The 12,981-nt window shown below is 55.4% G+C and carries 13 protein-coding genes; 6 read left to right on the top strand and 7 right to left on the bottom strand.

The window, feature by feature from the left end; all coding sequences use genetic code 11:
- The first annotated feature begins 7 nt into the window (after nt 1-7).
- Genes rfaD through FE848_RS16085 form a run of 3 tightly spaced genes read left to right on the top strand, consistent with a single transcriptional unit; the run spans nt 8 to nt 2,699 of the window.
- Nucleotides 8-949, top strand: coding sequence for an ADP-glyceromanno-heptose 6-epimerase (gene rfaD, locus FE848_RS16095; RefSeq protein WP_200204881.1), 942 nt, complete (start codon nt 8-10; stop codon nt 947-949).
- Nucleotides 946-1,953, top strand: a complete 1,008-nt coding sequence (gene waaF, locus FE848_RS16090; protein ID WP_200204880.1) for a lipopolysaccharide heptosyltransferase II — start codon at nt 946-948, stop codon at nt 1,951-1,953. The genes rfaD and waaF overlap by 4 nt, the downstream gene beginning before the upstream one ends.
- Nucleotides 1,950-2,699 (top strand): glycosyltransferase family 2 protein, encoded by a 750-nt coding sequence (locus FE848_RS16085; RefSeq protein WP_200204879.1) that lies wholly within the window; start codon nt 1,950-1,952, stop codon nt 2,697-2,699. Before waaF ends, FE848_RS16085 begins: the two co-directional genes overlap by 4 nt.
- On the opposite strand, the gene FE848_RS16080 is transcribed toward FE848_RS16085, so the two are convergent.
- The gene (locus tag FE848_RS16080) at nt 2,696-3,790 is read right to left on the bottom strand and encodes a glycosyltransferase family 4 protein (protein ID WP_200204878.1); all 1,095 of its coding nucleotides are present in this window, start codon (nt 3,788-3,790) and stop codon (nt 2,696-2,698) included. The genes FE848_RS16085 and FE848_RS16080 overlap by 4 nt on opposite strands.
- A gap of 70 nt (nt 3,791-3,860) precedes the next feature.
- Here FE848_RS16080 and FE848_RS16075 point away from each other — a divergent pair, with 70 nt between their 5' ends.
- The gene (locus FE848_RS16075; RefSeq protein ID WP_200204877.1) at nt 3,861-4,907 is read left to right on the top strand and encodes a glycosyltransferase family 4 protein; all 1,047 of its coding nucleotides are present in this window, start codon (nt 3,861-3,863) and stop codon (nt 4,905-4,907) included.
- Here FE848_RS16075 and FE848_RS16070 read toward each other — a convergent pair.
- The gene (locus FE848_RS16070) at nt 4,892-5,788 is read right to left on the bottom strand and encodes a lysophospholipid acyltransferase family protein (protein ID WP_200204876.1); all 897 of its coding nucleotides are present in this window, start codon (nt 5,786-5,788) and stop codon (nt 4,892-4,894) included. The two genes, FE848_RS16075 and FE848_RS16070, sit on opposite strands and share 16 nt — an antisense overlap.
- Nucleotides 5,789-6,008: 220 nt before the next feature.
- Entirely contained in the window at nt 6,009-6,677 is a 669-nt protein-coding gene (locus FE848_RS16065; RefSeq protein WP_200204875.1) for a YrbL family protein, read from the bottom strand.
- Nucleotides 6,678-6,773: 96 nt separating this feature from the next.
- On the opposite strand from FE848_RS16065, the gene FE848_RS16060 reads away from it, so the two are divergent.
- Nucleotides 6,774-7,457, top strand: a complete 684-nt coding sequence (locus FE848_RS16060) for an SGNH/GDSL hydrolase family protein (RefSeq protein ID WP_200204874.1) — start codon at nt 6,774-6,776, stop codon at nt 7,455-7,457.
- 28 nt (nt 7,458-7,485) lie between these two features.
- Here FE848_RS16060 and FE848_RS16055 read toward each other — a convergent pair whose 3' ends face one another.
- Genes FE848_RS16055 through lpxL form a run of 4 tightly spaced genes read right to left on the bottom strand, consistent with a single transcriptional unit; the run spans nt 7,486 to nt 11,525 of the window.
- Entirely contained in the window at nt 7,486-8,496 is a 1,011-nt protein-coding gene (locus FE848_RS16055) for a glycosyltransferase (protein ID WP_200204873.1), read from the bottom strand.
- Entirely contained in the window at nt 8,493-9,620 is a 1,128-nt protein-coding gene (locus FE848_RS16050; protein WP_200204931.1) for a glycosyltransferase family 4 protein, read from the bottom strand. Before FE848_RS16050 ends, FE848_RS16055 begins: the two co-directional genes overlap by 4 nt.
- Nucleotides 9,617-10,591, bottom strand: coding sequence for a mitochondrial fission ELM1 family protein (locus FE848_RS16045; RefSeq protein WP_200204872.1), 975 nt, complete (start codon nt 10,589-10,591; stop codon nt 9,617-9,619). Before FE848_RS16045 ends, FE848_RS16050 begins: the two co-directional genes overlap by 4 nt.
- A complete protein-coding gene (gene lpxL, locus FE848_RS16040) occupies nt 10,578-11,525 on the bottom strand; it encodes an LpxL/LpxP family Kdo(2)-lipid IV(A) lauroyl/palmitoleoyl acyltransferase (protein WP_200204871.1) in 948 nt (315 codons plus the stop codon). The genes FE848_RS16045 and lpxL overlap by 14 nt, the downstream gene beginning before the upstream one ends.
- 122 nt (nt 11,526-11,647) lie before the next feature.
- On the opposite strand from lpxL, the gene waaA reads away from it, so the two are divergent.
- Nucleotides 11,648-12,901 carry a lipid IV(A) 3-deoxy-D-manno-octulosonic acid transferase gene (gene waaA, locus FE848_RS16035; RefSeq protein ID WP_200204870.1) on the top strand — a complete coding sequence of 418 codons (1,254 nt, stop codon included), beginning with the start codon at nt 11,648-11,650 and terminating at the stop codon, nt 12,899-12,901.
- Nucleotides 12,902-12,981 lie beyond the last annotated feature (80 nt).

The following is a 12,981-nucleotide window of genomic DNA, read 5'->3' as shown; positions in this document are numbered from 1 at the left end:
AGAAGTTATGATCGTTGTCACTGGCGCTGCCGGCTTTATAGGGTCCAATCTTGTTCACTCGCTGAATCAGCGCGGGGAGACCGACATTCTGGTGGTGGATGATCTGCTGGATGGCACTCGGTTTCGCAATCTGGCAGAGCTGGATGTGACTGATTATATGGACAAGGCCGAGTTTCTGGAAAAGGCAAAAAACAACCAATTGCCCGGTAACATCCGGGCAATTTTTCATGAAGGTGCCTGTTCCGACACCACCGAGTGGGATGGCCGGTTCATGATGGAAAACAACTACACCTACTCGAAGGTGTTGTTGCACTGGTGCCTTGAGCACAAGGTACCTTTTCTCTATGCCTCCAGCGCGGCAGTGTATGGTGCCAGCAATGACTTCCGGGAAGCGCTTGAGTGTGAAAAGCCCCTGAACGTTTACGGGTATTCCAAGTGGCAGTTTGACCAGTACGTTCGCCGCCTGTTACCTGACATAAACAGCCAGGTGGTAGGTTTTCGCTATTTCAATGTGTATGGCCCGCGGGAGCAGCACAAAGGCAAGATGGCGTCCGTGGCCTATCACCTGCACCAGCAGATTGGCGCCGGTGAAAATCCCAAGCTGTTTGAAGGCTGGGATGGTTATTCTGATGGCGGCCAGCAGCGGGACTTTGTGTATGTAGATGACGTATGCAAAGTGAACCTGTGGTTTTTTGATAATCCGGAAAAGTCCGGAATCTTTAACCTGGGTACCGGCCGTGCCCAGTCGTTTCTTGATGTGGCCAATGCGGTGATTGCCCATCACGGCAAAGGGCAGGTCCAATTTATTCCGTTCCCTGATGAACTGAAGGGGCGTTACCAAAGCTTTACCCAGGCCAACATTGAGCAGCTTCGTGCTGCGGGTTACCGGGAACCGTTTGCCGATGTGGCAACCGGTGTCGAGCGTTACCTCCAGTGGCTTGAGCGATGAACTATCTGGTTGTCGGACCTTCCTGGGTGGGTGATATGGTCATGGCCCAGGCGTTGTTCATGTCTCTCAAACAGCAGGATACTCAGGCAGCCATTGATGTGCTTGCACCCGGGTGGTCGCTGCCCATCATAGCCCGCATGCCTGAGGTGAATCAGGGCATAGCGGCACCCTGGAAAAGTGGCGAGCTGGCCCTGAAGGCCCAGTGGCAATTGGCGCGAACACTGAAAGGCTATGACAAGGCCATTATCCTGCCGCGTTCGTTAAAATCTGCGCTCATTCCATTCTTTGCCGGCATTTCTGAGCGGGTGGGCTTTAGTGGGGAAGGGCGCTCTGTTTTGTTAACCGATGCCCGGCGCCGACACCCGACCCGCGACGGATCGGTGATCACCGATAAAACCGTCTGGCGCTATATGGGGCTTGGAGCCAGTAAAGCGGATTATGAGGCCTATCAGTTTGATGTGCCGCACCCGTCACTGACCATTGATGAGGCTAACCTGAAAAGTGTATTAGCCAGGCTCAAGCTGGACCCTGCCAGGCCTGCGGTGGCGATCTGCCCGGGGGCAGAATTTGGCCCTGCAAAGCAATGGCCCCTCGAAAACCACCGGGCGCTGGCTGAAAAGCTGGTGGAAGAAGGCCATCAGGTCTGGATTCTGGGTGGCCCGAAGGATGTAGGCGCAGGCGAGCAAATTGCCAACGGCCAGGAGGGCGTGTTCAATCTTTGCGGTAAAACCCGCCTGGAAGATACCGTGGATTTGTTCAGCCACTGCCGGAAAGTAGTAAGCCACGATTCCGGTCTGATGCACGTGGCCGCCGCCGCCGGTGCCGAGGTGGTTGCCATTTATGGCTCCACCAGCCCGGATTTTACGCCGCCGCTGACCGATAAAGCCTCGATTGTTCGGCACCCCATAGAGTGCAGTCCCTGTTTTGACCGAACCTGCCGATTTGGTCACTACAAATGCCTTACCGGGATATCCGTGCAGCGGGTTTTGGAGGCTTGCCAGTGAAACTCAGTGCTGTGCTGATTACCAAAAACGCGGGGCCGGATTTTGCTGAGTGTTTGACGAGCCTGGCCTTTGCCGATGAAATTGTGGTGCTGGATTCCGGCTCTACGGATGACACCCTGGCTGTTGCAGAACAGTTCGGCGCCCGTGTTTTTCAGTCTGATGATTGGCCAGGCTTTGGAAGGCAACGCCAGAGAGCGCAGAGTTACGCCCGGGGGGAGTGGCTGTTCTGGGTTGATACCGATGAAGTGGTCACCGAGGAACTGGCGACCTCTGTACAGCAGGCTATTGCGGGGGCATCAAAAAAACAGGTATTCCAGGTGGTGCGTTTGTCCTGGTTTTTTGGCCGGTTCATCCGACACTCCGGCTGGTATCCCGACAAGGTGGTGAGGCTGTATCGTCGTGAAGAGTACGGTTACGACGATGCACTGGTGCATGAAAAGGTACACTGCCCCGGCGCTAGCGTAGAAGCGCTCAGCGGTGACTTGCTGCACTACACCGCCACAAACTTCGCGGATTACATGGCGAAGTCGGTTCGGTATGCGGATGATTGGGCGCAGGAGCGTGTTCGCCGTGGCAAGCGGGCATCGCTGCTCTCTGCCTGTGGTCACAGTGCCGGAGCCTTTGTTCGGAAGTATTTGCTGCAACGAGGGTTTCTGGACGGCCCCCACGGTTTTTTGCTGGCGGTCACCACTGCGATTTATGCCTTTAACAAATATGCGGCGCTCTGGATTAAAACCCGGGATTAAAACTCGTCGTTGATGGTTTCCTGCAAGACCTGCAACAAGGCCTTTGATGACTGTTGCACATGAAAGTGCGATGCAATCCGTTGCCGGGCTTTCTGTCCCATGTCGGCGCATAGCTGGGGGTTCTGGTAAAGCCGCTGAATGCCTTCGGCAATGTCTTCGGCGTTGCCTGGCCTCACCCGTATGCCGGAAATGCCATCTTCAATAAGTTCTGCGCTTCCTCCGGTATCACTCACAATAGGTGCGACGCCGTAGGCCATGGCTTCAATCACTGTTTTCGGAAGTCCCTCCCGCTTGGTGGATGCCAGCACGGACACCTGGCAAGAGGCGATAATGGCCGGTGCGTCTTTCCGGAAGCCGGTCAGGTGAATTCTGTCCGCCATCGGGCTTGCCTGAATTAACGACTGTGCTTCAGGGGTGTCCAGCCCTCTGCCTACCAGCAGCAGATGTACCTTGCAGTCAGCGGGCAGCAGGTGGGTGGCTTGCAACAGCACGGGCAGACCTTTTCTTGGGCGAACGTTGGCAACAGAACCCACCACAAAGGCGCCATCGGGCACGCCGAACTCGGAGAGATCCACCGGGGTGTCCTGATACCAGTCGAGATCATGCCCCTTGTAAACCGCGCATACCTTGTTCCGGTTCCCCCACACATGGTTTTGCAAATCATCCCGGGTGGCTTTGGAGACGCAAACAATCCGATTCACCCGCGGGCTCAGGTGGGTGAGGTAGCAGCTTGGGTCCCAGCGGCTGATGTTACCGGTCTGGCCCCGGTATGTAAGCACCTTGACCGGCAACCCTATGGCGGCAAGGTTGGCATTGGCTATGGCCTTGTTGTTGAAACAGTAAACGGCGTCAAACCTGCCCTCTTTCAACAGCTGGCGGATTCTGCGAATCGCCTCCAGCTCGACTTTCTTGCGGGGGTGGTACCCGTGTACTTTAATGCCGTTGGCTTCAAAGCGGGAGCGATACTCCACATCGGCCTGGGTCATCAGCTGCACGTTAACACCGAGTTTCGCGAGCCCGATCAGCATCTCTGCTTCAGGGCGCACAGAATTCCAGGTGTCGGTGTAAGAGCTGATTACCAGTAGCTTCACGGCTATGTGTCCTTTTGGGTGGGTCTCACTTAAACTGCGTGTATTTAACCATTCAAAGGCCTCTGTTGGTATGCATATCTGCCACGTTAATCTTGCCGGAGGTTTCTCCGGCGGAGAGCGGCAAACGGTCAATCTTATCCGCGAACTGGCCCGGGAGGGCGCCACCCAGACACTGGTTGCCCGACCCGGCAGCAGGCTGCACACTGAGCTGGCAACTGTTGACGGGCTGGCGTTTCGGTCATGCTCCCATTTTCTGCTCGGGCATAAAGGCGGAACCTGGGATCTGATCCACTGTCACGATGGCAAATCGGTTTATTGGGCATACATCGAGTACTTGCTCCGGAAAACGCCTTATATCATTACCCGCAGGGTGGATAATCCGCTGGGCAAGGGGCGGCTTACCGGCTCTGCCTACCGGCTGGCCCGTCGCGTTGTGTGCCTGAGCAGAGCCATTGCTGCCAGCGTGGAGGGCCGGGTACCCGAGGCTAATACGGTGGTTATTCCTTCAAGTTTTTCCGGGTTTAAAGCCGATGGAGCTGAAACCCGGAGTATACGGGAGCGTTATCAGGGCAAGCGGCTGGTTGGCCAGGTTGGCCGACTGCTGGAGCACAAAGGCTATCAGGTAACCATTGAAGCAGCCCGGTTGCTGCGCAAGAAGAAACCGGACCTTGCCTTTGTATTTCTGGGCGAGGGGCCGGATGAAAAACAACTGAAACAGCGAGCAAGGGATCTGGACAACGTATTCTTTGTGGGACATCAAACCAATGTGGGCAGTTGGCTGGCAGCTATGGACGTGTTTGTCTTTCCCTCATTGCATGAGGGACTTGGCTCCACAGTTCTGGACGCCATGCACCAGGGCGTCCCGGTGATTGGCGCAAAGGCGGGCGGCATACCAGATATGATTGAACATGAGGTAACCGGCCTGCTTGTTGCGCCGGGGGATGCGGAAGAGCTCGCCGCCGGCATCGAAAGGCTTCTTGAAGACAAAACGCAGGCGCAGGACTTGGCCGCCCGTGCCGGCCAACAGCTAACTCGTTTCAGTCCGAACCATGTTGCAAACCTTTATCTGGGCTTGTATCGCGAATTACTGGCAGGAGCGGCTCAGGACACTTTGTAGGGATTTTGCTTGCCTGGTGGCCGGTGCCTAAGCCGCTTATATTCCCATTGATACTGGCATGGGGCTTGGCGCACAACCTGCTCCACGGTCTGGTTCAGCGCCGTAGCCGCAATAACCGGGTCTGAGTGGGTAAGGTCTGGCGCTGTTTTCTCGACAACAATCCGGAAGCCTTTTGCGTCTGGCAGTCGTTCCGCATAGGTGACTAGCGCATTGGCGCCGGTTTTCTGCAACAGCTTGGCCACCAGGGTCATGGTTTTGACTTCCATGCCAAAGAAGGGCGCGTAGGCGTTGGTTTTCCCACGGGGAGACTGATCGGGCAAGATGCCCACCACGCCGCCTTCCTTCAGGATTTCCATCATCCGTATGAGACCACGCCTGTCTCCGCGAACCAGCTCAGAGCCAAGCCTGCCCCGTACCTTGATCATGTACTCCTCAAACTCGGCAATGTTCGGCGGGCTGTAGAGCGCGGCCATCTGGTGTTTGGAAGAGAAGTACAGGCCCGCCAACTCCCAATTGCCCAAGTGAGGTGCAAGTAAAACCAGGCCTTTTTTGCTGGCCAGGGCCTGATCAATCAACTCAAGCCCCCGGGTTTCACGCACCAGTCCCAGGCACTTTTCTACGGGCCATTCCCACATCAATGGAATTTCTAAGGCCATCATGCCGGTATGCTGCAAGGACTGGGATGAGAGGGTTTTGCGCGCACCTGCAGACAGCTCTGGCATACAGATATCTAGGTTTATATCGGTCACGCGTCGCGCTTTAGTTGGCAACCGCCACGCGATACCTCCCAAAAAACTACCGATCCGCTGGGCACCCCGTAAGCTCAGCAGGCTTGCGATGCGCAATAGTGAGGCGATCGCGTAATATTTCAGCTTTCTCATGCGCGTTTTCAGTCTTCCCGGTGACAAACAGTGGAGGCTTCATTATGGTCAAGTTTTGCCGACACTGAGGCTGTAGTGAGTGAATGCAATAACGAATTTTGAGTTGATCTGCAGAATACTAACATATGCTTCGGTGAGCGAGGGCTCGAAAGCATTGCCTTAGGACTGTTGTGTTGTTTTGCCTTTTATTTGAGCAGCGAACTGCGAGTTGACGCCCGAATTATAAATTTTGAGACATCTCCCAGGATTGCATCTTATCACTCAGCTCCCACGCAATACGCTTGTAAAAACGGCTGATCCGCCTTGATATATACCGCTTACGCCATGCCGGGATTGCCGCCAACTGATTCTGGGCATCGGGTGCCCCCAGCCCGTCCACCAGGAAAAGTTCTAGCTGGGTGTCGCGCCGGGCGACGACCAGGTTGTGGGGTAGGAGGCTACGTGTCAGGATGCCGGTTTTCTCGAGCCACTCACAAAAACGCGCTGAAGCCGCCTTGATGGATTCGTCAAAGCCGTATTGTTGCAGATAGCTCTCAAGTGTCTGGGCTGGCTCACCGTTATCGACTACGAGCAGCTCACTTTCATTGGCGAGGCCCAGCGATGTTGATACTTCCCCATAAAAACGCGGCAGATGGCACCAAACCTCGTTTTCTCGCCCCTTTTTGAGCAAGGACACTATTGCAGTTTGCCGATGCGCTCGCTGCTCCTGTTTGTTGTCATTGATTCTGGATTTGCCAAGCAGTTTCTTGAGAGGTGTTTGCCTCTGATATCGTGCTTCAATATTTTCAGGGCGAATCACCTTCAGACAGCGGCCGGGCGTGCTAGGGTGCAGGTAACAGTGGCGGTTGTATCCCGAGGCGAAGGGCGTTTGGTGTGAAAGGTCTATCACGGCGACGTATATTCCCCCTTTTGGTTTTCATGGTGGTTATTGAGCTGATATTCACCACTGACGATGCGTTCCACTTGCAACAGGAGCCTGCTGTTTATGAGTTTTTCTGAGATAGCCAAGCCTTGTGTGGCGTACGGCGATTGTAACACAGAGGGTTTTCGAACCCTCGAAGGCCCAGTGTGGGCCAAGCGGGTTGCGGATTCGCTGGGGCTTGAGTTCAAAAACTGCGGGCACACCATGAGTACCACCCGGGAAATGTTGCAGTATGCTGCTGCGTTTCCTCCATCGGAATATGCGTTAGCGTTTATTCAGTATGGGTTGGTGGATTCCTGGTTGACGTTTCGCGGTGCGCCTTACGTGCTTTATTACCCCGATAGCCCGCGCCGCAAGCTGTCTAGAAAGGTGGTTAAGAAACTAAAAAAGTGGGCTCGTCACCTGCAATTACAAAAATTACTGGGGGCAATCGAGCAAGTGCCCATCGACGAGTACATCAGTAACATACGTTCGGTGGTGCGGTCCGCGCCTGACTGCCATTTCGTGCTTGTGGCAACCGCACCAAATCTGGATGAGCCTCGTAATCCGAGGATCCGAAAATATAATGATGCTCTGCGAGCCCTTGCAGGTGAGGAAACCAACGCTGTTTATGCCGATGCATGGCCGGAGTTATGGAAAAAACGTGACAGCTGCCTGATGAGTGATGGAACGCATTTAACGGCAGAAGGGCATCGTCTGGTGGCGGATGTCGTGCGTGACGCGCTCGCCACTCAGCCAGCCGTCTAAACCGGCTGGCTGTAAGGAATAAAAGCGTCTATTCGTAGTGGCTAAGGCACTCGGAGTATACACCGACGGTGTTCTCGATCATGTTTTCCAGCGAAAGGGATTCCCTAGCCTTCTTGCGGCTATCTGACTGAGCCTGCTGAAGTTCATCTGTATTCGCCGTCAGCATGCGGGCAAAGAGCTTTGGCGTGAATCCTCGATGGATAAACCGGGAATCGAGAAACTCATTGGCGATGGGAACGTCAGTTGCAATGACAGGTTTTCCTGCAAGCAAAGCCTCGGCGAATGCATAGGAAAATCCCTCACGCCGTGAAGAAATAACCACACCATCAGCAAACTCCATCAGGGCAGGAACATCGTCCCGGTGCCCCAGTAGTATCACTTTGTTTTGCTGTGAGGTGCTTTCTACCTGTTGCTCCAGGCTTTTTTGCTCCGGCCCCGAACCGGCAATAAGCAAGGTTCCCTCCGCGTGCTGAAATGCATCAATCAGAAAGTCGAAACCTTTCGCCGGAACCAGGCGCCCTACTGCGAGCCAGACAGGGCTTTTGAGTTGAGCTGGCAGGGCTTTGGATAATGCGGAAACCTGCGGTTGTGCAAGGCCGTTATAAACAACTTCGGTGTTCTTGTGGCCAATATCAGCCGCAAGCGCCTTGCTGACGGCGATGATACGGCAAAAAGCACTCTCTTTAGGGTAAGCAGACTTGAAGCTGTGAATTGTTGCCACCAGTTTGGTCTGGCGAATGAGGGGGGAGATTAGCTGGAGCACAGCGGCAGCCTTGCTTCCTTGCGCGTGGACAATGTCGAAAGAGCCTTCCTTGATGATTTTTATAACGGAAGCCAGAAGGATTGGAGAAAATCTTGATCTTTCAGCATTGAGCGTGACTGCCTTCACGTCCTTGCTCAATTGGGTTTGATGATAAATGGATGCAGCGCAGGTAACGCGATGCCCTCTGGCGGATAGCCCGTTTGCCAGTTCCTGGCAATGTTTCTCCATGCCCCCCGTGCCTTCGCCTTTGGAAAGCATTAGCAGAAGAATGTTCATGAAGCCGGCCGTGAAGCCTTCCGGCTTTGAGATAAGACGCTGGCATAAACCTCCAGCGTCGACTCCGTCTGCGCCTGCAGCCGGAATCGGTACGGAATCTCAATAGCTGGTGTCTTGCCACTTAGGAGACGAATAGCCACTTGGGCAAATTCCCGAGTGTCATCAGGCGTTACAAGCCCATCCCGAAAACAGGCCTGCAGTGTTTCTGCAGCACCGCCACGGTTAAACGCAATTACGGGCGTGCCGGAGGAAAGTGCTTCGGTAACGGTGCGGCCGAAGGGTTCGGGCTTTGTCGACATATGGCATACCAGATCAGCGAACAGGTAAAGTTCCGCCATATCGTCCCGCTGCCCAAGGAAGGTTACCTTGTCGATAAGCCCGAGTTTTGCGCGATGTCGCTCAAGCTCTTGCAGGAAGCGTTCTTTTCCGGGCTCTGCACCGCCTACGATAATGCCGTGGCACTCTGGCTTTTTTCGAGAGATCTCGGCCATGGCCTCAAGAAACTGCAGCTGGCCCTTCCATCGGGAAATACGCCCCGGCATCATCAGAATACGCTTGTTCTCTAGCTGTGGGAATTGCTCAAACAGAGTTCGGCGCCACGCTTCGCTTAGTTCCCGTTGCTGAAAATAATCCACATCCACCCCGCGCTGTATCACGGTCAGCTTTTGCTCCGGAACCTGGTAGTTGCGGGTGATGTAGTTGCGCACACAGTTTGATACTGCGATCACGTGATCGGATTTTGCCATGATGGCGCTGTATGGGTTCACGGAATACATGCCGTGGAAAGTTGAAACAATGGCCGGCTGCTGGCTGGCTGGCAGCCCCTTACACGCGAGGCGCACGATCCAGGCGGGCATGCGTGAGCGTACGTGAATAATGTCTGGCTGAAGCTCCCGAATCAGATCTCGCATGGGGCGAACTTGCCCAAAGGACGCAGGTGACTTGCGATGTATGGGCATTTCAACGTGAGTTGTGCCCTGTTCCTCAAGACGTTTCACCAGAGGCCCGCCGTTTGATACGACCCAGGATTCGTGGCCGTGGCGTACAAGGTCCGCCGCAAACTCGACGGTCCCCCGTTCTACACCGCCACTGTATAGAGCCGGTAGTGCCTGGAGAATTCTCAAGGAATTACCCTCTTTGAGCGTTTCTGTTTTTCGGTGCCCGGAGTAAGCCAGCGCTGAATCACCCATTGAGCGGCCCGATCTGCCTCCCAGAGCGGCTTTTCCTGGCCAGTTTTGCCGCCCATCACGGTTGCATGATCGCTCCAGCGCGCTACATGGCCCGCTTCAACCAATTGCTGCACGCCAGAGGCCACACGGCTACCGGAGCGTTCAGGTAACTGGAACAGCCCGGTTGGTACGCCGGATGTGGCAGCTTCGCATACCATGGACATGCTGTCTGGTGTTACCCAGATAGCCCGGGATGCCGAAATGCTGTGGCTTAGCCAGTCTTCATGGGTCTTGTCGGGGTCTGCCACGGTAATCTTGAGGCCTGCCAACTCATTTAGTCGTTCCCTGAGAGCTCCAGGCGTTCGTCTTGAGCCGCTGATCGTCCAGCGCCATTGAGGGTACTCTCCGATCAGATGGGTGACTTGCCCAAAAACTACGTCATCATCCCAGTCGTAATGGGGTGATGGGCCGCCGAGTAACAAAAGGGCTTCTGGCTTTTCAGTAATTCTGGCCAGGGGGGTGACCGTGTTGATAACCCCCTCTGTAATCAGTGTGTCCCGGTTTGGCGCAAGGCCGTCATGGGCAGGAATCATGGCGCCGTCGACCCAGCTGCGGGGGAAACCGGGTTTCATGATGACCAGTGTTTTGGCGTTCTTGAGCCGCAAGGACAGCAGCAGCTTGTGAGTGCCCGTGCCTGCAGCAATGATCAGATTCGGGTGGGGAAGTGATCTATCCAGGGCGGGCGGTATTGCCAGCAGCGCGCGCCACAAGGGCGTGGGTGTGTCGAGAGCATTGACCCAGAACAGGCTGGCACCGGCTTTCACCCGTAGCCGGTTGCCAAGGCCCTTTAACTGATTCCGGTGCCCCGGCTTGTTGTCTGTGAGCAACCATATTACAGGTGCCGCCGACGTGCTATTTGCCGCCATAAAAACCTGGGTCGTTTATATCTGGCCGCGTTTTGAAACGGCGATGCATCCAGAGATACTGGTCGGGTGCGCGCCGGATCTCGCGCTCAATAATCTGATTGATTGCCGTCGCATCCTGCATGTCGTCGCCGCTCGGGAACGGATCCAGTGGGGGGTGAAAGTATATATCGTAGCCGGGCTTGTCCTGCCGCCGAAAATGGCTGAATGGAACCACCTTACACTGGCTGCGCGCAGCAATGCGAGATGTGGCCGTAATAGTGCCAGTTGGTATGCCAAAGAACGGCGCGAAAACAATATCTTTGCGGCCATAATCCTGGTCTGTGGCGTACCACACAGTCCGGTTCTTTTTCAGGCTGCGAAATAGCCCACGAAGATCCCGGGCGCCAAGAACAGTCTCGTAGCGGCGCTCCCTTGCCCGGGTCATAACGGCGTTCATCAGCGGGTTGTTGTGGTCCCGCTGCATCACATCTGCCTCAATGTACTCGGTAACCAGGCTGCCGCCAAGGTCCAGGGTGCTGTAGTGGCCGCCCAGGAGCAGGACACCTTTGCCTTCGGCAAGCGCCTTGTCCAGATGCTCCTTGCCGTGAACCTCCGTTATGCCCGTAAGCTTTGCCGGATTCCGGAACCAGGCTATGCCCAGCTCCATGAGGCCAATTCCGTTTGCGATAAAACTGTTACGAACCAGTGCGCCTTGCTGCGCCTGCGTCAGTTCAGGAAAACACAGGCGTATATTCACCTCGGTGATATGGCGTCGCCTCTTGACCAAGCGCCACGCCAAAAGCCCAATGCATTTGCCAAGCCACCACTGCAATCGGATGGGAAGCTGGGCTGCACACCACATAACGGCAATTCCGATCCAGGTTGGCCACCAGCGTGGGTGGCGATAGGCTGCGTAGTCTGTATTGCGCGCCTGCTTACGGTGTTTCTTCTTCACTTGAAATCTGTCCTGCTAGCTCAGTGGATTGCTGCCCGGGCTAAGGTGCCCGGCGGAGTCTGTCGGAAGCAAATGATTAGGCTTTACGATATGATACCGCACTGTTTTGGGGAGAGTCCTGCGTGCTTCAATTTATCTATTCACAGCTTATACGATTGGCACTGCCGTTTATTCTTTTGCGGTTGTGGTGGCAGGGCCGTCAGGCGCCTGAATTGCGCATTAACTGGCAGCAGCGGTTGGGTTTTGTACCTCGGGCCAGCGGCACGGTGGTTTGGGTGCATGCGGTGTCGGTAGGTGAAACCATTGCCGCGGCGCCTATGGTGCGACGACTGCTCGCCCGTAATCCCAATATAACGATCCTGATGACCGCCATGACCGACACGGGCCAGACACAGGCCATGAAAATGTTCGGGGACCAAGTGCAGTATGCCTACGCGCCTTATGATACCCCCGGCGCGATTCGCCGCTTTCTGAATCGGGTCAACCCCAGAATACTGGTTATTATGGAAACGGAAATATGGCCTAACATGATCCGCCAGAGCCGGTCCCGGGGGGTTCCTGTTTTTCTGATCAACGCCCGGCTATCCGAGCGTTCTGCGTTGGGTTATGAGCGCGTCAAACGTCTGGTTGCACCGATCATGCGCAGTATCAGTTGGGTGGCTGCCCAGGCGGAAAAAGATGCAGAGCGCTTTCGCAGAATAGGTGTCGCGGCATCCAAGGTGGCGGTTACGGGTAGTGTCAAGTTTGATGTGGATATTCCGGACTCAGTGCGTGCGGCGTCCCGGCAGCTAAAGAACCGTCTTTCTGAGCGCCCTGTGTGGATCGCCGGCAGTACCCATGAAGGCGAAGATGCCCAGTTGCTGGCGGCACACCAGCAGCTGCTGCAGCACAAACCCGATGCATTGTTAATTATCGTGCCTCGGCACCCGGAGCGCTTTGAGTCTGTAGCTGATCTTATCGGCCGACAAGGGTTCCCTCTGGCGCGACGCTCGTTGGGTGACGAGCTCTCAAATGCGCAGGTGTACCTGGGCGACACCATGGGCGAGCTGATGATGCTCTATGGCGCCAGTGATGTGGCGTTTGTGGGCGGTTCGTTGATTGAGCGAGGCGGTCACAATCCTCTGGAGCCAGCAGGCTGGGGGGTTCCTGTTATTTCCGGGCCCAATGTGTTCAATTTTGAAACCATCTACGAGCGGCTGCTTGATGACGGCGGGGTGACCCTGGTCAATGATGGCGATGAGCTGTTTCTTCGACTGCTCGCACTGTTCAGCAATACTGACGAGCGCCATGCCAGTGGTCAACGAGCCTTGCTGGTGGTTAATAAAAATAAAGGTGCGCTGGACCGGGTGGTTGACGGAATTATTGAGCGGGTTTGAAGCGAACTTAATTGGAGGGCTGTCAGGCTTTGGGTGGGGAGGAGTACCTCCCCACCGTGCCTCAATCTACATTTCTGGCG

This window comes from Marinobacter sp. 1-3A (genome assembly GCF_016597775.1).
In the GTDB taxonomy this organism is placed as follows: domain Bacteria; phylum Pseudomonadota; class Gammaproteobacteria; order Pseudomonadales; family Oleiphilaceae; genus Marinobacter; species Marinobacter xiaoshiensis.
Note: the sequence above shows the minus strand (reverse complement) of the source record. Positions and strands in the feature narration are given on the sequence as shown.